Source organism: Xanthomonas axonopodis, from assembly GCF_001304695.1.
Taxonomy (GTDB): Bacteria; Pseudomonadota; Gammaproteobacteria; order Xanthomonadales; family Xanthomonadaceae; genus Xanthomonas; species Xanthomonas axonopodis.
This window is the reverse complement of sequence record NZ_JFAQ01000104.1, coordinates 1-18,467: the sequence shown is the minus strand read 5'-3', so window position 1 is coordinate 18,467 and position 18,467 is coordinate 1. Positions and strand designations below refer to the sequence as shown.

At 66.2% G+C, this 18,467-nt stretch carries 15 protein-coding genes, 1 other RNA gene and 5 pseudogenes; 12 read left to right on the top strand and 9 right to left on the bottom strand.

Annotated features, from left to right (window positions below):
* From motB to msrB, 4 genes are all read right to left on the bottom strand, one after another.
* A partial coding sequence (gene motB, locus XAXN_RS10860; protein WP_054319566.1) for a flagellar motor protein MotB occupies positions 1-874 on the bottom strand: 874 nt, incomplete at its 3' end.
* A gap of 10 nt (positions 875-884) precedes the next feature.
* Positions 885-1,739: a flagellar motor stator protein MotA gene (motA, locus tag XAXN_RS10855; protein ID WP_042823828.1), complete on the bottom strand. Its 855-nt coding sequence runs from the start codon at positions 1,737-1,739 to the stop codon at positions 885-887.
* A 97-nt stretch (positions 1,740-1,836) separates the two neighbouring features.
* The gene (locus tag XAXN_RS10850) at positions 1,837-2,325 is read right to left on the bottom strand and encodes an MliC family protein (RefSeq protein WP_054319565.1); all 489 of its coding nucleotides are present in this window, start codon (positions 2,323-2,325) and stop codon (positions 1,837-1,839) included.
* 353 nt (positions 2,326-2,678) lie between these two features.
* Positions 2,679-3,143, bottom strand: coding sequence for a peptide-methionine (R)-S-oxide reductase MsrB (gene msrB / locus XAXN_RS10845; RefSeq protein ID WP_054319564.1), 465 nt, complete (start codon positions 3,141-3,143; stop codon positions 2,679-2,681).
* Positions 3,144-3,384: 241 nt separating this feature from the next.
* Here msrB and XAXN_RS10840 point away from each other — a divergent pair, with 241 nt between their 5' ends.
* Positions 3,385-3,813, top strand: a complete 429-nt coding sequence (locus tag XAXN_RS10840; RefSeq protein WP_054319563.1) for a hypothetical protein — start codon at positions 3,385-3,387, stop codon at positions 3,811-3,813.
* A 37-nt stretch (positions 3,814-3,850) separates the two neighbouring features.
* Here XAXN_RS10840 and XAXN_RS10835 read toward each other — a convergent pair whose 3' ends face one another.
* Complete coding sequence (locus XAXN_RS10835) at positions 3,851-4,330, bottom strand: Lrp/AsnC ligand binding domain-containing protein (RefSeq protein WP_054319562.1); 480 nt, start codon at positions 4,328-4,330, stop codon at positions 3,851-3,853.
* 148 nt (positions 4,331-4,478) lie between these two features.
* Between XAXN_RS10835 and XAXN_RS10830 the strand changes: the two genes are divergently transcribed.
* Positions 4,479-5,768 (top strand): D-amino acid dehydrogenase, encoded by a 1,290-nt coding sequence (locus XAXN_RS10830; RefSeq protein ID WP_054319561.1) that lies wholly within the window; start codon positions 4,479-4,481, stop codon positions 5,766-5,768.
* The gene (alr, locus tag XAXN_RS10825; protein WP_054319560.1) at positions 5,768-6,865 is read left to right on the top strand and encodes an alanine racemase; all 1,098 of its coding nucleotides are present in this window, start codon (positions 5,768-5,770) and stop codon (positions 6,863-6,865) included. The genes XAXN_RS10830 and alr overlap by 1 nt, the downstream gene beginning before the upstream one ends.
* Positions 6,866-7,246: 381 nt before the next feature.
* On the opposite strand, the pseudogene XAXN_RS10820 reads toward alr, so the two are convergent.
* Positions 7,247-7,822 (bottom strand): annotated as a pseudogene (locus XAXN_RS10820) (DUF3016 domain-containing protein).
* A 249-nt stretch (positions 7,823-8,071) separates the two neighbouring features.
* Here XAXN_RS10820 and XAXN_RS10815 point away from each other — a divergent pair.
* The 5 genes and pseudogenes from XAXN_RS10815 (at position 8,072) to XAXN_RS10795 (ending at position 13,004) form a co-directional block, all read left to right on the top strand.
* On the top strand, positions 8,072-8,518 hold the full coding sequence (locus XAXN_RS10815) for a hypothetical protein (RefSeq protein WP_054319559.1): 447 nt from the start codon (positions 8,072-8,074) through the stop codon (positions 8,516-8,518).
* Positions 8,505-8,792, top strand: a pseudogene (locus XAXN_RS10810) (hypothetical protein). The gene XAXN_RS10815 and the pseudogene XAXN_RS10810 overlap by 14 nt, the downstream one beginning before the upstream one ends.
* Positions 8,793-8,900: 108 nt before the next feature.
* The gene (locus XAXN_RS10805; RefSeq protein WP_054319558.1) at positions 8,901-10,934 is read left to right on the top strand and encodes a PAS domain-containing hybrid sensor histidine kinase/response regulator; all 2,034 of its coding nucleotides are present in this window, start codon (positions 8,901-8,903) and stop codon (positions 10,932-10,934) included.
* A gap of 333 nt (positions 10,935-11,267) precedes the next feature.
* Positions 11,268-11,578, top strand: a pseudogene (locus XAXN_RS10800) (DUF3247 family protein).
* 88 nt (positions 11,579-11,666) lie between these two features.
* Positions 11,667-13,004, top strand: coding sequence for a PQQ-dependent sugar dehydrogenase (locus XAXN_RS10795; protein ID WP_054319556.1), 1,338 nt, complete (start codon positions 11,667-11,669; stop codon positions 13,002-13,004).
* 429 nt (positions 13,005-13,433) lie between these two features.
* Here XAXN_RS10795 and XAXN_RS10790 read toward each other — a convergent pair whose 3' ends face one another.
* Complete coding sequence (locus XAXN_RS10790; protein ID WP_003489154.1) at positions 13,434-13,694, bottom strand: hypothetical protein; 261 nt, start codon at positions 13,692-13,694, stop codon at positions 13,434-13,436.
* A gap of 147 nt (positions 13,695-13,841) precedes the next feature.
* On the opposite strand from XAXN_RS10790, the pseudogene XAXN_RS10785 reads away from it, so the two are divergent.
* From XAXN_RS10785 to XAXN_RS10775, 3 genes and pseudogenes are all read left to right on the top strand, one after another.
* Positions 13,842-14,910 (top strand): annotated as a pseudogene (locus XAXN_RS10785) (class I SAM-dependent methyltransferase).
* Positions 14,907-15,620: a pseudouridine synthase gene (locus XAXN_RS10780; RefSeq protein WP_054319555.1), complete on the top strand. Its 714-nt coding sequence runs from the start codon at positions 14,907-14,909 to the stop codon at positions 15,618-15,620. The pseudogene XAXN_RS10785 and the gene XAXN_RS10780 overlap by 4 nt, the downstream one beginning before the upstream one ends.
* Positions 15,617-16,302, top strand: a pseudogene (locus XAXN_RS10775) (HAD family hydrolase). Before XAXN_RS10780 ends, XAXN_RS10775 begins: the two are co-directional and overlap by 4 nt.
* Before the next feature lie 90 nt (positions 16,303-16,392).
* Here the strand turns inward: XAXN_RS10775 and XAXN_RS10770 are convergent.
* Together XAXN_RS10770 and XAXN_RS10760 are read right to left on the bottom strand one after the other, a co-directional pair.
* Entirely contained in the window at positions 16,393-17,199 is an 807-nt protein-coding gene (locus XAXN_RS10770) for an SDR family oxidoreductase (RefSeq protein WP_054319554.1), read from the bottom strand.
* 415 nt (positions 17,200-17,614) lie between these two features.
* Positions 17,615-18,175, bottom strand: a complete 561-nt coding sequence (locus tag XAXN_RS10760) for a DUF1415 domain-containing protein (protein ID WP_042823808.1) — start codon at positions 18,173-18,175, stop codon at positions 17,615-17,617.
* A gap of 104 nt (positions 18,176-18,279) precedes the next feature.
* Here XAXN_RS10760 and XAXN_RS21220 point away from each other — a divergent pair.
* Positions 18,280-18,355: non-coding RNA, sX9 sRNA (locus XAXN_RS21220), on the top strand.
* Positions 18,356-18,467 lie beyond the last annotated feature (112 nt).

Sequence of the window (18,467 nt, the reverse complement as noted above, 5' to 3'; positions counted from 1 at the left end):
CTTGTCCGGCGCCGGACAAGGCCGCGTTTTCGGCGTCCTGGGTCATCACCACGATGCTGATGCGGCGGTTGATCGGGTTCTGCGGATCGGTCTTGTCGAACAGCACCGACGAAGACAACCCCACCACGCGCGTCACCTTGGCATCGGACATGCCACCGCCCACCAATGCGCGGCGCGCGGCATTGGCGCGGTCGGCGCTGAGTTCCCAGTTGGTGTAGCCGGCATCGCTGCTGTAGGCGGTGGTGTCGGTATGGCCGGTGATGCTGATGTGGTTGGGCACCTGATTGATGAAGCTGGACAGCTCGCGCAGGATCGCCACCGTATATGGCTTGAGCTGGTCGCGGCCGATGTCGAACATCGGGCGGTTCTGCTTGTCCACGATCTGGATGCGCAGGCCATCGGGCGTGAGGTCCAGCAGCAACTGGTCCTTGAACGGCTCCAGCGCCTGGCTCTTGTCGATGGCCTCCTTCAGGTCCTGCATCAGCGCTTCCAGGCGCTTCTTGTCCTTGGCGCGGCTGTCCAGGCTGGTATCGGCCGCGTTGTCGCGCTTGCGGCCCATTTCGTCCTTCTGCCCCTTGGCCATGTCGGCGGTACCGCCGAGCTTGATCATCGAGGTGCTGGCGCCGCCGGGTCCGTTCATGCCGGGCGAAGGCGCCGGCGATTTGCCGGACAGCGGGCTGGGGTTGCGGAAGTATTCGGAGATCGCCGCGCGCTGTTGCTTGGTGGTGGCCGCCATCAGCCACAGCACCAGGAAGAAGGCCATCATCGCGGTCACGAAGTCGGCGAACGCCACCTTCCAGGCGCCGCCATGATGGCCGCCGCCCTGTACCTTCTTGACCCGTCGGATGATGACGGTGGATTTGGCCTCGGCCATGACCGCGGCCCTACTTGATCGTCTTCAGATGCGTTTCGAAATCGCCGAAGCTCGGACGCACATTGGAGGGCAGGGTCTTGCGCGCGAATTCCAGCGCGATCTTCGGGTTGTAGCCACGCAGGCAGGCCAGCAGCGCGGTCTTGACCGCTTCGTAGATGCGCCCGTCCTGCTCGGCACGCGCTTCCATGGCCGCCGACAACGGCGAGACGAAGCCGTAGGCCAGCAGGATGCCGAGGAAGGTGCCGACCAGCGCGGCGCCGACGTGGTGACCGATCTCTTCGATCGGCCCGCCGATCGAGCCCATGGTGATCACGATGCCGAGCACCGCCGCCACGATGCCGAAGCCGGGCAGGCCGTCGGAGACCTTGCTCAGCGCATGTGACGGCGCCAGGGCTTCGTGATGGTGTTTTTCCAGTTCCAGTTCGAGCAGCGGTTCCAGCTCGTGCGGCTCGATGTTGCTGCCGATCATCAGGCGCAGGCAGTCGGTGATGAAGTCCAGCAGGTGATGGTCGGCCACTACCTTGGGGTAGTTGCCGAAGATGGTGCTGTCCTGCGGCTTTTCGACATGGTCTTCCAGCGCCATGAAGCCGTCGCGGCGGGCCTTGTTCAGCAGTTCGTAGATCAGGCTCAGGGTGTCCTTGTAGTCCTCGGACTTGTACTGCGGGCCCTTGAACACGCCCATGATGCCGCTGAGGGTTTCCTTGACGATCTTGCCCGGCGTGCTGACCAGGAACGCGCCCAGCGCCGCGCCACCGATGATCATCAATTCGTACGGCTGCCACAACGCGCCCACCTTTCCGTGCGACAGCACGTAGCCGCCGAGGACGCTGACGATGACGACGATGAAGCCAACGATGATGAGCATGGCGCAGCCGGAAGCAAACTGGGGTTGCTAGTGGTTTCGGCTTGCGCGGCCGATTCTTGAAGCGCACGGCGTGAAGACGTGCGCTGTAGCTAAATGTCTAGGCGATTGTGGTGGCGGTCTCATGCACGCATTTGATCGCCTCGCCGCCCGCCAGCGACAGTGTCGCTTCGCCGGCGTGTTCCCAGAATTGGTTGCCCTGCGCATCGGCAAAGCGCGCCCCGGATGCGGCCTGGGCACTGAGCAGGATCAGCCTGCGGCTTTCGAGGGTCAGTTGCAGGGCATCGGTGGCTGCGTCGAAGCGTGTCGCCACCGCGCGCGGGCCGCAGCGCCAGGCCACCGTCTGCGCGGCAAGCGTCGGTGCAGCCGCCGCCGCGGCTGGGGCGGGCGTCTTGGCCGGACGCGGCAGCGGGCCGGTCACGCTGGCGTCGGTGCCCGTGGCAGGCGGGCGGGCATCGGTTTGGAGGCCGGCTGGCTGCGCTCGTGCGGGCGTGGCCGTCTGCGTTGCCGGGGGCGGGCCACCTGCGCTGCAGCCGGCGAGTGAAGCGGCCAGCAGGCCGGTGAGCATCAGGGATGAGGAGGTGTGCATCTCGTACTCCTGCCTGGTTTGGATGCCGCCGGGTTGCGGCGGTTGGGACCTGGGGCGCCGGTCCCGGCGCCGCCCAAGCGCGTGCATCTTGCGCGCCGGGGCCGGGAAGGCCGCCTGCCCACCCCACTGCAGACGCGACCGCGTTGCGGCTGGGACGTAGCCTGCGTGTGGCCGCGCGGATGGAAATCAAGACGTGCCCGGATCTCGCGTGCCGGCAACCGATCTTCACATCGCGATTGCCGGCGCGAACCGCATGCGAGCGGTGCCTGCCTTAGCGCACAACAGCGCAGGCAGGCGCTGTCGACCCCTCCCGGGCACCGCAACGGCAGGGGCCCAGCAGGTACGCGGCGCCATCAGGCCGGCTGCGCTTCGGCGCCCTGGCGATGCAGCGGATTCGGCAAGGCCTGGCCGTTTTCGGTGAAGCCCAGCGAGATCGAGTTCAGGCAGTGGCGCTCGCCGGTGGGCGGCGGGCCGTCCGGGAACACATGGCCCAGGTGGCTGTCGCAGCGCGCGCAGACGATTTCGGTGCGGATCATGCCGTAGCTGGTGTCGCGGATCTCGCGCACATGGGTCGGGTCGTAGGGCGCAAAGAAGCTCGGCCAGCCGGTGCCGGACTCGAACTTGGCGCTGGAACGGAACAACGGCAGGCCACACAGTCGGCAGGTGTAGACGCCGTCCAGCTTGTTGTCCAGAAACACCCCGCAGAACGGCGCTTCGGTGCCATGGTGCAGCAGCACGCGCTGTTCCTCGTCGCTGAGCTCGGCGATCAGGGCATCGCGTTGGGCGGGGGAGGGAGGGGTCAGATCGAACTGGCTCATGAGGCTCTCGCATGCGCTCGCCAGCGGGGTGCCGGCGCCTGTTCCCGTGATGTGGGCATTGTCGGGGTGGTTCAACCGCTAAAGCCGCAGCCAACGTCCCGCCACTGCGGCGGAGCGTCAGCCTTTCTTCGCACCGCAACGACCTTGCGAAAGCGTTCATCCCCCGGCCGGTCGCATGCATTGCCGCAGCACTCCTGCGCCCCAATCACTGCATCACCCTCGAACACGCAAGGTGCCTGTCATGGCGATCCATTCATCAAGCCGCCGCGTTCTGCTGTGCGTCCTACGGACGATGACCGGCGCAGTGGCGGCGCAGTCGGCCACCAGTGCGCGCTCATCCACGACCTTGCAGCCCATCACCACGCCGACGTCCGTACCGCCCACGGTGACGCCGCCGCGCGCGCTGCAGCCGGCGCCTGCCGCCGCACCCGTGCCCTCGCAGCTGGGGCAACGCCCGGTCGCGCCGAGCATCCCCACGCACGGGCCGGCACAAACCCCGGTCGCGCCTGCCGGCAGCCAGGTGGCGCCCACCAAGCCGATGGTCTACGACCGCAATGGCCGCGTGTTGCAGGGCATGCAGCCGGCCGGCGCCAACCGGGTGCTGGATACCAAGACCGGCCGCTACTACGACGCGGTACCGGCGGGCGATGGCATGCGCGTGGTGCGCTGACGGCGACGCTGCGCTCTGCTGTCACCAGTCCCCCGCCTCAATCGGCGATCGGCAAGGCCAGCGTCTCCTTGACCTCTTCCATCACGATGTAGCTCTTGGATTCGCGCACATGCGGCATGGTCAGCAAGGTGCTGCCGAGCAGCTTGCGGTAGGACGCCATCTCGCTGATGCGCGCCTTGAGCAGATAATCGAAATCGCCGGAGACCAGATGGCACTCCAGCACGTTGGGCAGCTTCAGCGCGGCGCGGCGGAATTCCTCGAAGATGTCGCTGGATTTGTAGGCCAGGCTGATCTCCACGAAGACCAGCAGGCTGGCTTTGAGATAGTGCGGGTCCAGCCGCGCGTAGTAACCGGTGATGGCGCCGTCGCGCTCCAGCCGGCGCACACGCTCGGTGCAGGGCGTGGTCGACAGGCCCACCCGCTCGCCCAGTTCGGTGAACGAAATCCGCCCCTCCTGCTGCAGGATGCGCAGGATCTTGCGGTCGATCTTGTCCAGTTCGCGGGTGCGGGTGGCCATGGGACTTGATCTCTACAAGGTTTGGCAGGAAGTTTCACTGCAAAGGCGGCCTGATTCCAGAAATCGCACTGCCTGGCTCGCAATATACTGCGGCTAACTGTCTCCCACGGCGTCTGGTTGTGGGGGAATACCCTTTCAGGAGAGCGACATGCGGGTGCTCATTCTCGGTAGCGGCGTCATCGGCACCACCAGCGCGTGGTATTTGGCTCAGGCCGGCTGCGGGGTCACCGTGGTCGACCGCCAACCGGCAGCGGCGCTGGAGACCAGCTACGCCAATGCCGGCCAGCTGTCGTTCGGCTACACCTCGCCGTGGGCCGCGCCCGGCGTGCCCGGCAAGGCGGTGAAGTGGCTGTTCGAACAGCACGCGCCGCTGTCGATCCGCCCCACCCGCGATCTGCGCCAGCTGGCCTGGCTGAGCCAGATGCTGCGCAACTGCACCGCCGAGCGGTATGCGGTGAACAAGGCGCGCATGGTGCGCATGTCCGACTACAGCCGTGATTGCCTCAACGCATTGCGTGCCGAGACCGGCATCGAATTCGAAGGCCGTCAGCTCGGCACCACGCAGTTGTTCCGCACCCAGCAGCAGCTGGATGCGGCCGCCCAGGACATCGAGGTGCTGGCCCAGTACGGCGTGCCGTATGAGCTGCTGAGCCCGGCGCAGATTGCGCAATTCGAACCCGGCTTGGCCGGCGGCGGCGCGCAGATGGCCGGCGCGCTGCGCCTGCCCGAAGATCAGACCGGCGACTGCCGGCTGTTTACCCAGCGCCTGGCCGAACTGGCCGCGCATGCCGGCGTCACGTTCCGTTACAGGCAGCAGATCGAGCGGCTGGAACACGCCGGCGGCGCGGTCACCGGCGTGCAGATCGACGGCCGCATCGAAACCGCCGACCGCTACGTGCTGGCGCTGGGCAGCTATTCGGCCGATTTGCTGCTCTCGCTCGGCCTGCATCTGCCGGTGTACCCGCTCAAGGGCTATTCGCTGACCATCCCGATCGTCGATGCGCAACGCGCGCCGACTTCCACCGTGCTGGACGAGAGCTACAAGATCGCGTTCACCCGTTTCGACGACCGTATCCGCGTCGGCGGCATGGCCGAGGTGGCCGGCTTCGACATGTCCTTGAATCCGCGTCGTCGCGCCACCCTGGAAATGGTGGTCAACGACCTGTTCCCCGGCGGCGGCGACTTGACCCAGGCCGAGTTCTGGACCGGCCTGCGCCCGGCCACCCCGGATGGCACCCCGGTGGTGGGTGCCACCCCGTTCGCCAACCTGTTCCTCAATACCGGTCACGGCACGCTGGGCTGGACCATGGCCTGCGGTTCCGGGCGCTACCTGGCCGACCTCATGCAGGGCCACACGCCCGAAATCGATACCGAAGGCCTGGACGTGTTCCGCTACCTGTCGCCACGCAGTGCGCGCCCGCAGCGGGAGGCCGAGTAGTGCGTCCTGCGCAAGCGTCGATCGATCTGGAGGCACTGCGCCACAACTACCGCCTGGCCAAGCGCCTGGGCGGCAGCAAGGCGCTGGCGGTGGTCAAGGCCGACGCGTATGGGCACGGTGCAATGCGCTGCGCGCAGGCGTTGGAGCCGGAAGCCGATGGCTTTGCAGTGGCCTGCATCGAAGAGGCGCTGGAACTGCGCCTGGCTGGCATCCGTGCGCCGATCCTGTTGCTGGAAGGATTCTTCGAACACGACGAACTGCGCCTGATCGCCGAGCACGACCTGTGGACGGTGGCGGCCGCGCCGCAGCAGGTACGCGTGCTGGCCGAGTTCCAGAGCCCGCGGCCGTTGCGCGTGTGGTTGAAGATGGACAGCGGCATGCATCGGCTGGGCCTGTCGCCGGAAGACTTCCGCGCCGCCTGGCTGCGCCTGCGCGGACTGCCGCAGATCGCTTCGTTGGTGCTGATGACCCACCTGGCACGTGCCGACGAGCTGGATTGCAGCCGCACCGACGAGCAGGCGGTGGCCTTTGCGCTGTCTGCCAGCGGCATGCGTGCGGAAACCAGCCTGCGCAATTCGCCCGGCCTGCTGGGCTGGCCGGCGCTGCGCAACGACTGGTCGCGTCCCGGGCTGATGTTGTACGGCGCCAACCCGTTCCCGCAGGACACCGAAAACACTGCGCAACTGCGCCCGGTGATGACGCTGCGCTCGCGCATCATTTCTGTCCGCGATCTGCCGGCCGGCGAGCCGGTGGGCTACGGCGCCCGCTTCGTTGCGCAGCGGCCGACGCGCGTCGGCGTGGTGGCGATGGGCTATGCCGACGGCTATCCGCAGTTCGCACCCAACGGCACCCCGGTCCTGGTGGATGGCCAGGTCTGCCCGTTGATCGGTCGCGTCTCGATGGACATGCTTACCGTGGACCTCACCGACCACCCGCAGGCCGACATCGGCACGCCGGTGCAGCTATGGGGCGACGCACCGCAGGTCAGCGCGCTGGCCGCGCAATGCAACGTCAGTGCTTACCAGCTGCTGTGCGGGCTCAAGCGCGTGCCGCGGATCTATGTGGGTGAGGCGGCAGTGGGCAAAATTTCAGCATAGATGCATTGCCTTCTCCCACAGGGACAAGGTGGCGCTTAGCGCCGGATGAAGGTGCGCCTCAGGCACCTGCAAGTGCCTGGAGTGACAAACGCGTCGCCACGCGCCTTCAGAAGTGACGCTCCGGTTGCCCATGCCTCACTCACCCCAACCCTCGCTCCGCGCCCCGGCCTGGGCTTGCGGCGCAGGCGCTCCAAGGCACGCTCGCCTGTGGCGCGCAAGCAATGCACTCTCGCCCCGCAGGGAGAGGGGCTTCAAGGACGCAAATCTCGCGTTGTGGATGCGTCACTGTTGTCGCGCGTCCATAAACAAAAACGGCGCGTTGCCACGCGTCGTTGCCCTTCAAGGCCGAGCTGGTCTGGCGGCGATATCAGCGCCAAACCATCACAACCCGGCGGTACTACGATCGCCGCGGAACTGCTTGCGCACCCAGTCGTCGATCATCGCCTTCTCGAAGCGCAGCGGGTCGCTGTCGGTCAGCCGCGGGCCGCTCATCAGGAAGGCCGAATCCACCAGCTTGCGTTCGCCCTGGTCGATCACGCGGCCATCAGCGCCGGTGAGCGTGTAGGTGAAACTCAGGCGCGGCGGGTAGATGTCCTTGACCACGCGCACGTCCTGCATGCGCGGCCCGTGCCAGGGCTCGTACTGACCGGCGCGGCGGATATCGGTGATGGTCACGCTCAGGTGCTGGCCATCGGGCAACTGGCGCGCTGCGCTCTGCTGAAAGTGGGTTGCCAGCTGGGTCACCTAATCGCCGCGTTGCGCCTCCCAACGGTTGCCGCTGAAGCGCACCTCGGAGAACTGCGCCGGGTCGGTCCAGCGCACGTCCACCTTGCCATCGCTGCTGAGCGCGCGCGGTGCATCCGGGTCGGTGACGTTGCGCACCCCGGCCTGCACCCCGGTCGCCGCCAGCAAGCCAGCCAGCAGCAGGCTGGCGCCGGAAAGATTGGACAGTTTCATTGAAAGCCTCCAGGCGAAAGGTACGTTGTGTACGGGCTTTTCTTGCAGTGTGGGGGTGCCTCCGAAGGCCCGCAACGCGCTGCACGCCGGTGTTCGCAACGCCGTTGCTGCGCGGTTAATTCGCCTGCGGAACACCATGACGGCGGGTTCACCGCACCTGCGCCCTGGCTTCACGGCACAGCCCGGAAGATCGCCAGCATGGACACCCACTCATATCGCACAAAATCAGCGTCTTCGGCGCCGGCACACATGCCGTCGGACGTGCGTTTGCAATTCATCGACTGGGCCAAGCAGCACGGTCACAATCCTGCCTCCGGTGCGGCCGCCTTCGTGGCACTGCAGAGCGATGTCGACCTGGACCTGGCCACCCGCGGGTTGCAGCTGGAGCCGGGTGACGACCCGCGCGAGGCGCTGCGCGGGCATCTGGCTGCCTTGGTGCGCCAGGTGGATGTGGCCGTGCAGTTCCCCCCGGTCTACATCTATACCGCGGCCAATGGCCTGGACTACCGCTACTCGCTGATGCTGGTCATCGCCGAGGATTGCGTGGAATGGACCGGCCGGGTCTGGCACGACCTGGACTACCAGGGGATGCTCACCGGCCGTGGACAGGGTCCGCGTGCTAACTACACCCAGCTGGCGCGCATGGCGCTGGAACATGAGCTTGACCAGGAGCGTCCCCGGTATGTCCAGGCATGAACTCGAGTTGCAATTGCCGGTCGGCGCGGAGATTGCCAGTGGGGAAGACGGCTTCAGTCAGCGCTGCGACGAGGAATGCGCGCGGATGGGGGTGGCGCGGGTGCGCCTGTTGCTGCTGGATTCCGATTGCGCACGGTCCATCGCCTGACGCGAGGAAGCGCAGCGCTGGATGGACGAACAACTGCGTCGCGAGGGGGAATGGGTGTTCCGCGGCGTGGTCGCCGGCATCGTGGTACTGGCAACCTGCATCGGATTCGCGGCCACCACCCTGTGATAAACCGGAAGCTGCGCAACGAAAGCGTGAACTTGCCCAGCCGGGCGTGCACCCGCTGACGACATCAGGCATGGTTTCATCTGCCCGTCATCCGCTCCGGCAGCATCCGTGGTTCCCGATTTGAGCACTCCTTCTTCCAGCCCGACGCTGGCCGGCGCACTGCCGGCCGCCATCGCCGAGCCGTTTCTGGACCCGGCGATGTATCACGAGATTTTCCACAACATCGATGCTGGCTTTTGCGTCATCGACATGGTGTTCGACGGCGAGCAGGCGGTGGACTATGTGATCCGCACCACCAATGGCGCCTTCGAGCGCTATACTGGTTTGTCCAACGCGCTCAACGTCTCCATCCGCGGCATGCTCCCCGAGCAAGAGCAGGAATGGTTCGACCGCTACGGCCACGTTGCGCGCACCGGCAACCGCATCCACTTCGAAATGCAGGCCAAGGCGCTCAAGCGCTGGTATTCGGTGGATGCGTTCCGGGTCGGGCAGCCGGAACAGGCACGGGTGGCGATCCTGTTCATGGACATCACCGAGCGCAAACGCGTCGAGCGCGAGCTGGCCGAGAGCGAGGCGCGCTTCAGTGCGCTGGCCGACGGTTTGCCGATGCCAGTATGGGTGCTGGACGCGCAAGGCGTGGTGCGCTTCGTCAACAGTGCGTACGGCGAATTCTTTGGGCTGGATATTTCCAGCGGTACGGTGTCGGCGTGGAGCGAATTGCTGCATCCGGACGATTTGCCGACGTTCCAGTTCGAGCTGGCCGCATCGCTGCAGGAACAGCGCGGCCTGCGCGCGCTGGTGCGTGCGCGCCGCCACGACGGGCAGTGGCGCTGGATCGAGATGACGGCTACGCCGCGCTATTCGGCCGACGGCCGTTTCATCGGCCTGGCCGGCAGCAGCCCGGACGTGACCGAGCAGCGCGAGATCGAGCTGGCGCGCGAGCAATTGCTGGAATCCGAGCGCAGCGCGCGCAACGAAGCCGAAAGCATGGCGCGGCTGAAGGACGAGTTCCTGGCCACGCTCTCGCACGAATTGCGCACCCCACTGACCACCATCCTGGGCTGGAGCGAGTTGCTGTTGCAGCGGGTCGAAGAGGGCCAGCCCTACTACAAGGGGCTGGCGGTGATCGCCAGCAGCGCACGTGCGCAAAAGCGGCTGATTTCCGACATGCTCGATCTCAGCAGCATGTTGCTGGGCAAGGTGCAGCTGGAAGTCGAATCGCTGGATCTGGTCGAGCAGGTGCGCGAAGCCTTGAACATTCAGGAGCTGGCTGCCGAAGGCAAGGACCAGGTACTGGAGCTGCACGTGCCGCCCACGCCGTGCCTGGTGCTGGGCGATGCCACGCGCCTGCAGCAGGTGTTGTGGAATCTGCTGTCCAACGCGATCAAGTTCACCCCGGCACATGGGCGTATCGACGTCAGAATCGCGCGCGACGACGGGCATCTGGTGGTATCGGTCTGCGACTCGGGCGATGGCATTGCAGCCGAATTCCTGCCGCATCTGTTCGGCCGTTTCCGCCAGGCCGATGGCACCACCACGCGCCAGCATGGCGGCCTGGGTCTGGGCCTGGCCATCGTGCAACAGCTGGTGGAAATGCATGGCGGCCAGGTCGGTGCCACCAGTGGTGGCCGCGGCCAAGGCGCCACCTTCACCGTGCGGCTGCCGGAACATATTCCCGACCAGGCCAAGCGCCCGCGCCGCGAATTGCGGCGGCGTCTGATGTCCGAACAGATCGTCGAAGCGCGCGCGCTCAACGGCCTGCGCCTGCTGGCGGTCGAAGACCAGCCGGACATGCTCGATTATCTGCGACGTCTGCTCGAAGAGCAGGGTGCCGAAGTGGTCACCGCCGGCAGCGCCACCGATGCGCTGGCATTGATCGATCATCGTGGGCACGCGCGCTTCGATCTGATGCTGACCGATATCGGCATGCCGGGCATGGACGGTTACGGCTTGATCCGCACCGTGCGCGAGAATCTTGGCTTGGATGCCACCGCGTTGCCGGCGGTGGCAGTCACTGCGCTGGCCCGCGAAGACGACCGCAAGCGCGCGTTGGAGTCCGGGTTTCAGGAACATCTGGCCAAGCCCTACAGCGTGGCGCAGCTGGTCACGGCCGTGCGCGCCGCGCGCCAAGCGGTGGAATAACCCCGCGCGCGGCGGAACGGCCGCGCATCGGTGACGGCCAAGTGGGTGAGGCGACGCATTGGGTACGCGATAGCGCATGTAGGTGCGTCATGGGTGCTTTTCCGTGAGGTGCTGATCTGCCCCCAAACAACCGATCGTCTTGCGACAAGCCGGTGGTGTCGTGGAGGAGCCTCTCACCACGGGCGCCACATGGTCGCGCTAGAGGACGGATGCATGCGCAGGCAGCGGGAAGGCAACGCCGCGCCAATGCAGCTCACCGGCACCCGGTGCGTTTTCTGCCTCTTTCACGCATGCTGGCCTAGCGTGGTGCGCTTGGCCCATGGAGATCGCGCAATGCCCAAGTACGCGCCCCGCACGTGTATTCCGAACAGGTCCAGATCGCCACGCTCGAACATTGGGTGTCCCTGCTCGATGGTCAGGAGCGTGTGCGGATCGAACTCGACGACGGCAGCATGATCAGCGGCACAGTTGCCGTGCGCCCAAGCCTGCAGACCTATCTCGACGAACACGACAACGAAGGACTGAATGGTCAGCTGCGGCTGGATCAGCTGGATGCTTCGCAGGAGCCGCAATGGATCTGGATGGACCGGATCGTGGCGGTGCACCCGTTGTTGCCGGGCGCCGACCCGCAAGTCAAGCCGTGACAGCGGCGTGTTGACGGTGAGTTTACTTCTGACCGTCGCGTTGGCGGCATGATCCCTGGCTGACGCAACCATCCAGGATTTCGCCGCAATGAATGCATCCCGATTGAAGTTCGCTCGCTGGCCGCTGTCGTTGATGGCGCTCGCCGTCCTGGCCGCGTGCGGCGATACGGCAACGTTGACGATCGAACAGGGAACCGGGCCGGACCCGCAATTGCCCAAGCCGGTGAAGCGTCTGATTCCCACCGTCAAGGTGGCGCCGGTCAAACGCTGGGCAGCCAATGCCAAGCCCATCGCGGCCGACGATCTGCAGGTTGCGGCCTTTGCGCGCGATCTGGATCACCCGCGCTGGATCTACGTGCTGCCCAACGGCGATGTGTTGGTGGCCGAAACGGCCGAGCCACCCAAGCCCGAGGATGCCGAGGCGGGCGGTGGGCTGCGCAAGAAAGTGCAGGGCGCGATGATGAAAAAGGCCGGCGCGGCGGTGGCGAGCGCCAATCGCATCACCTTGCTGCGCGATGCCGATGCCGATGGCGTGGCAGAGGTGCGCACGCAGTTCGTCAGCGGCCTGTTTTCGCCGTTCGGCATGGCGCTGATCGGCGACCGTTTCTATGTCGCCAACGCCGATGCGCTGGTGAGTTTTCCGTATAAACCTGGCGATACGCATCTCACCGCCAAGCCGACCTTCGTCGCCAATCTGCCCGGCGGAATCAACCATCACTGGACCAAGTCGCTGCTGGCCAGCCCAGACGGCAGCAAGCTATACGTGGGCGTCGGCTCCAACAGCAACGTGGCCGAAAACGGCATGGAGGCTGAATTGAACCGTGCGGCGATCCTGGAGATCGACCCGGCCACCGGCAGCAGCCGCGTCTTCGCTGGTGGCTTGCGCAACCCGGTGGGCACCGCCTGGGAGCCGCAGAGCAAATCGCTGTGGGTGGTGGTCAACGAGCGCGATGAAATCGGCAGCGACCTGGTGCCGGATTACCTGACCTCGGTGCGCGACGGCGGCTTCTACGGCTGGCCATACAGCTACTACGGCCAGCATGTGGACGAGCGGGTCAAACCGCAGAACGCCGAGCTGGTGGCCAAGGCGATCAAGCCCGATTACGCGCTTGGCCCGCATACCGCATCGCTTGGCCTGAGCTTCGCCAGCGGCAGCTTGCTGCCCGAGCGTTTCCGCCAGGGCGCTTTCATCGGCCAGCACGGTTCATGGAATCGCGACCCGCCCAGCGGCTACAAGGTGCTGTTTGTCCCATTTGCCGACGGCAAGCCCAACGGCCCGCCGATCACGGTGCTGGACGGGTTCCTGGATGCCGAAGGCAATGCGCAGGGCCGCCCGGCGGGTGTGGCGTCGGACAATCGCGGCGCACTGCTGGTGGCCGACGATGTGGGCAATGTGATCTGGCGGGTGACGCCGAAAGCGCGTTGAGCCCGCGCGTCGATCGCTGGCGCAGGACGGTGGTTGCTCGCCGTTGTGGCGGGATGAACCTTCCTCCCGCTGCCCCTTGTCTGCTTCACGGGGAGAAAGCCTGAAAGAGCGAACGAGGTAACCTGTCACCCTGGTACGTGCAGAGAATGCCTCGCCGCGGCGCCATTACTCTGCACCGCATGCAGCAATTTGAGCGACCCATCGCGCTTTATGCTGGCAAATTGCGTCACTGCGCTGCGCGGCGGCTGAACCGGCGTCAGCAGCAGAGCGAACCCTGTCCGGTACACGCAAAGACCGGGCAAGAGCCCGGTCTACTGCCGCTCAGCGCGACACAGTCGACGATGCAGGCGCTGCCGCCAAGGATGCCCGACGCATGCCCCGTCGCGTGCGGCAAGCGTTCCAGGCACCTGCGTCAAAACCCTCGTTCCCTCAACGTGGCGCTTCCGGCGAGGCACTGAACCGCCGCGCGTAGCCGCGCTCTTCGGTAATGCGGGTGATGTCGTCGTCTGCCATCTCCGGTGCGCCATACACCGCGTAGGCCACCGTGCCATCGCCGCGTTCGCCGATCTGGTGCAGACGGTAACGGGGTCTGCCGGCGCCGGTGTTTTCGGGGTAGTGCATCGGTGGCGGGGTATCGTCCAGATCCATTTCGCTGTTGTCGACAACTCCCCCTACGAACAAGGCTCGCATCGCGTCTCTCCGGTGTGGGCTTGGTCCCAGCCTAGGCGGGCGAATGTTGCGCGCGCATCAATGGTCCGTGTAGACATTGGAAGGCGCGCGCCGGGCAGTTGGCACACGTCCCTTACAATGTCGGCCTGTTCCTGACCCGATGATCCGATGGCTGGCCCGCACGACGCCCCGCTTCAAGCCCTGTTCCTGCCCTTTTCCCAAGGCGCGCTGCCGTGGTCGGAAGGACCGGTATTGTTCCTGCGCGCGCGCGACGGTTTTCCGCTGCGCGAGCAGGCAACCACCCAGACGCTGACCTGCGAGCAGAGCTTCCGTCCGTTCGCCGAAGCGCTGGAGTGCAACGGGTGGACGGTGCGCGAAGAAAGCGAGATCGAGGCCGACAGCACGCGCTATGCCCTGGTGCTGGTGCTGCCTCCGCGGCAGCGCGAAGAGGCGCGTGCACTGTTTGCACGTGCGGTGGCGTTGACTGCACCCGGTGGCCGCGTGGTTGCCTGCCAGTCCAACAACGAAGGCGCACGCTCGGGCGAAGCCGATCTGCGCCAGCTCACCGGGCTAGCAGGCAGCCTGACCAAGTACCACTGCCGCACCTACTGGAGCGCGCCGCCGCCGGCGGGCACCGATGCCGCGCTGCAGGCGCGCTGGGCCGCGCTGGATGCGCCACGCAAGATTCTGGACGGCCGCTTTGTGAGCCGTTCCCGGCGTCTTCGCCTGGGATCGCATCGACCCCGCTTCTGCGTTGCTGGTCGAGCATCTGCCCGCCACGCTGGCCGGCCATGGCGCCGATCTGGGCGCCGGCTTCGGTTATCTGTCTGCCGAAGTGCTGGCGCGTTGCCCCAAGGTCACTGCGCTGGATCTTTACGAAGCCGAGGCGCGGGCATTGACGCTGGCGCGGCGCAACCTGCAGGACATCGCGCATCCGGCGCAGCTGCACTACCACTGGCGCGATGTCACTGCCGGGCTGGTGGCGCAATACGATTTCATCGTCAGCAACCCGCCGTTCCATACGCCGTCACGGGCCGATCGCCCGGACATCGGGCAGCGCTTCATTGCGGTGGCCGCACAGGCGCTGCGCCCGGGCGGGCAACTGCTGCTGGTCGCCAACCGGCATCTACCTTACGAACAGGTGCTCAACGAAAGTTTCGGGCAGGTGCGCGTGGCTGCCGAACGCGATGGATTCAAGCTGATCGCGGCGATCCGCAGCCGCGGAGCGCGCCCATGAAGCTGGTCAAACACATCGCCAATCTCGGCTATGGCAGCCGCAAGCAGGTCACCCAGCTGTTCCGTCAGGGCGCAATCACCGATGCGCAGGGCGAGGTGCTGTATGCCGACGACCAGGTGGAGCACGACGCCATCCGCATCGATGGCGAACCGCTCGATCCGCCAGCGGGCTTGAGCCTGTTGCTGCATAAACCCGGCGGCTACACCTGCTCGACCAAGGACACCGGCCGGCTGATCTACGAATTGCTGCCGTCACGCTTCCGCCTGCGTGCGCCGGTGTTGGCGCCGGTGGGGCGGCTGGACCGCGAGACCAGCGGCATGTTGTTGATGACCGACGACGGTGCGTTGCTGCATCGGATCATTTCGCCCAAATCCGCCCTGGACAAGGTGTACGACATCACCCTGGCCGAGGACCTGCGTGGCGACGAGGCCGCGCTGTTCGCCAGCGGCAGCTTGCGGTTGGACGGCGAAACCAAGCCGCTGCTGCCGGCCGAATTGGAGGTGCTTGGCCCACGCCAGGCGCGTCTGACCCTGCACGAAGGCCGCTATCACCAGGTGCGGCGCATGTTCGCTGCTGCCGGCAACCACGTGGTCGCGCTGCATCGCAGCCGCATCGGCGGCCTGACGCTGGAAGGTTTGCCGTCGGGGCAATGGCGTGCGCTGGAAGCGAGCGATCTTGAGGTGTTGTTCTGCCGTGGCGCCCCGGCATGACGCACAGTGCAGCGCTGCCGTTTCGGCCGCAGGCGGTGATCTTCGACATGGATGGCTTGATGCTCGATAGCGAGCGCGCCATTACGGCCTGCCTGGCGCAGGCCGCCGACGACCAGGGTCTGCAGATCGAACCGGCCTTCTGGTTGCGCATGGTGGGCACCGGCGATGCGGCCTGCCGTCGGTTGCTCGGTGAACGGATCGGCGAGGCCGCGGCCGATACCATGCTGGCGCATGCCCAACAGCTGTATGCCGCTGCGGTCGAGCGCGGCATCCCGCATCGACCCGGCATCATTGTGCTGCTGGACTATCTGGCAGCGCAGCGCAGCGCATGCCGCGTGCGGTGGCCACCTCCCCCCAGCGCCCGCTGGCGCTGCGCAAGCTGGAAGCGGCCGATCTGGTGTGGCGCTTCGATGCAGTGTGCACGGCCAGCGATGTGGTCCATCCAAAGCCTGCGCCGGATATCTATCTGCTGGCGGCGCGCACGTTGGCGGTAGACCCCGCGCACTGCCTGGTGCTGGAAGACTCGCCCACCGGCGTGCGTGCAGCATTGGCGGCCGGCATGACACCGATTCAGATTCCGGACCTGCTCGAACCCGATGCCAGCGTGCGCGCGCTCGGCCACCGCATCCTGCCCTCGCTAGCTGATGCGCAGCGGTTGCTGGAAGCCCGATTGTTGCAGTGATGGGTTCGGGTGGATGCGTTCCGGTGCCACGGCACGCGCCAGCCGAGCTGTAAACACGCAGGTGCTGCAGGCCGGATCGCTGCGCTGCTCTTAGGCGTACTGCATCTTGTGCGACATGCCACCGTCGACGATGAAATCCTGCCCGGTGACGAAGCCGGACAGGTGCGGCGCAAGCAGATACACCGCCAGCTGCGCAATGTCTTCGGGCGTACCCACGCGTCCAGCGGGATGCTGTGCATGATCGCGACGCGACAGTTTGGGCGCACGTCGACGCTGCGGCGCGCGCCACGCATCGGTGCTGATCCACCCCGGGCTGATGCTGTTGACGCGCACATGCGGCCCCTCGCTCAGCGCCAGCGCATGGGTAAAGGCCACCAGGCCGCCTTTGGCTGCGGCGTACGCTTCGCTGTGCGGCTCCGACTGCCAGGCGCGTGTGGAGGCGATGTTGACGATCGCGCCACCTTCTGGCGCCTGCTTGAGCGCGGGCAGCGCATGCTTGCTGCACAGGAAGGCACCGTGCAGGCTGGAAAGCCGGCTGTTCCACGTGTCCCAGTCCAGTTGCGGCAATGCTGCGATGTGCGGATCGGGCACGCCGGCATTGTTGACCAGGCCATCGATGCGCCCGAAGCGCTTGAGCGCCGTGGCGACCAGGCGCGTGGCCTGCGCCTGGCGCGCGGCATCGCAGTGTACGAAAGCGCTGCGGCGCGGCAGTGCCCATTCCTGCAGGCAGGCCTTGCCGGCATCGGCATCCAGATCGCCAATCACCACGCTGCCGCCCGCGCCCAGCACCGCCTGTGCAATGCCACGGCCGATGCCCTGCGCGCCACCGGTGATCACCACCACGCGATCCTGCAGCGGTGACGGGTTCCATGCGGAAATTGCGGGGATCAGGGCCATGGCATGCGGCACGTGGGTAAGGGGGGCGGCACTGTAGCGTGCGGGCTGTCGTCGTCGCAGCAAAAGGGCTCGCATGTGAGCATTCAGCGCACGTGCCGCCGCGTGCGCTCGATGTCATCCACATCGAACCTACAGGTTGACGGGCTGATCTGAGCAGGTGCCGGGATGTGCGCTCTGCAATGTCCCTGCGCCGCCAGTGCTGCTGCGCTGGCACTCGATCGCTCGATCACTCGATCGCTCGATGTCACGCGTGTGCAGCGTGCCCGGCGGCGTGCGTCACTCGACTAGTTCGACGCCGAGCACGTGATCCGCACGTAGCTGAAGAACGTCCGCCATGCTGTGTGCCCACTACACTGCAGGCGCAGAGGGGCGAGATTCGCGCTCGCCTTGCAGTTCCGCGCGCTAGGCGCAGCACTCAGTGCTCTGCAGCGTTGAGCACGCGCTCGAAGCCATCGCTGCCCAGGCGCTCGAGCGTCTGGATATTGCGCTCGACGATCACATCCGGATCCGGGAATGCCGCCACTGCGCGCTCCACGCTGTCTTCGCGCAACAGGTGCAAGGTAGGGAAGGGCGAGCGGTTGGTGAAGTTGGCCACATCGTCCGGCGCCGCGCCTGCGAACTGGTAATCCGGATGGAAGCTGGCCACCTGCAACACGCCCTGCAGATCCAGCGCTTCCACCGCCGCATCGGCGTTGTCGAGAAAGTCGTTGTAGTCCAGGAAGTCGGTGAGCACGTCCGGGTGCACGATCAGCGTGGTGTCGATCTGTTCGGCGGGCGTATCGCGCAGCAGCACCAGTTCCTCGGCCAGCTGTTCCAGCAAGGCTTCGGGCGTGCTGGCATCGCTGAGCACCAGCCGCACCTGCTCCTTGACGTACACCGCCTTGGCGAACGGGCACAGGTTCAATCCGATCACCGCACGTTCGATCCATCTGCGGGTGTCGGCGATCGGATCGGATGGCGCGGGCGTGGTGGTCATCGTGGCGGCAGCGGGATGGCGCGCCAGTGTATGCGATCGCTAAGAGCGGCTAACAAAACTACTGCGCAGCCGCCAGGCGGGCGCGGCCGGTGCTCGGAATCCTCATGTACCCCTCGTACACTCCGGTTCCTGTGCGCCGTCCACGCCCACCTGACGACCGCTCGCTACGTTTTGTTAGCCACTCTAAGACCGCCGGGATCTTAGCCGTGGCCCTGCCTGGCGAGCGGCCCGGAGCCGGTCGCTTATACACATCTCCGAGCCCAAGAGACCGTGCTAGACCTCGTATGCCGGT

What these genes read in the sequence shown, in the direction of transcription:
- motA (WP_042823828.1), bottom strand. Translation starts at nt 1,739, where the DNA reads ATGCTCATCATCGTTGGCTTCATCGTCGTCATCGTCAGCGTCCTCGGC.
- XAXN_RS10850 (WP_054319565.1), bottom strand. Translation starts at nt 2,325, where the DNA reads ATGCACACCTCCTCATCCCTGATGCTCACCGGCCTGCTGGCCGCTTCA.
- msrB (WP_054319564.1), bottom strand. Translation starts at nt 3,143, where the DNA reads ATGAGCCAGTTCGATCTGACCCCTCCCTCCCCCGCCCAACGCGATGCC.
- XAXN_RS10840 (WP_054319563.1), top strand. Translation starts at nt 3,385, where the DNA reads ATGGCGATCCATTCATCAAGCCGCCGCGTTCTGCTGTGCGTCCTACGG.
- XAXN_RS10835 (WP_054319562.1), bottom strand. Translation starts at nt 4,330, where the DNA reads ATGGCCACCCGCACCCGCGAACTGGACAAGATCGACCGCAAGATCCTG.
- XAXN_RS10830 (WP_054319561.1), top strand. Translation starts at nt 4,479, where the DNA reads ATGCGGGTGCTCATTCTCGGTAGCGGCGTCATCGGCACCACCAGCGCG.
- XAXN_RS10815 (WP_054319559.1), top strand. Translation starts at nt 8,072, where the DNA reads ATGCCGTCGGACGTGCGTTTGCAATTCATCGACTGGGCCAAGCAGCAC.
- XAXN_RS10795 (WP_054319556.1), top strand. Translation starts at nt 11,667, where the DNA reads ATGAATGCATCCCGATTGAAGTTCGCTCGCTGGCCGCTGTCGTTGATG.
- XAXN_RS10790 (WP_003489154.1), bottom strand. Translation starts at nt 13,694, where the DNA reads ATGCGAGCCTTGTTCGTAGGGGGAGTTGTCGACAACAGCGAAATGGAT.
- XAXN_RS10780 (WP_054319555.1), top strand. Translation starts at nt 14,907, where the DNA reads ATGAAGCTGGTCAAACACATCGCCAATCTCGGCTATGGCAGCCGCAAG.
- XAXN_RS10770 (WP_054319554.1), bottom strand. Translation starts at nt 17,199, where the DNA reads ATGGCCCTGATCCCCGCAATTTCCGCATGGAACCCGTCACCGCTGCAG.
- XAXN_RS10760 (WP_042823808.1), bottom strand. Translation starts at nt 18,175, where the DNA reads ATGACCACCACGCCCGCGCCATCCGATCCGATCGCCGACACCCGCAGA.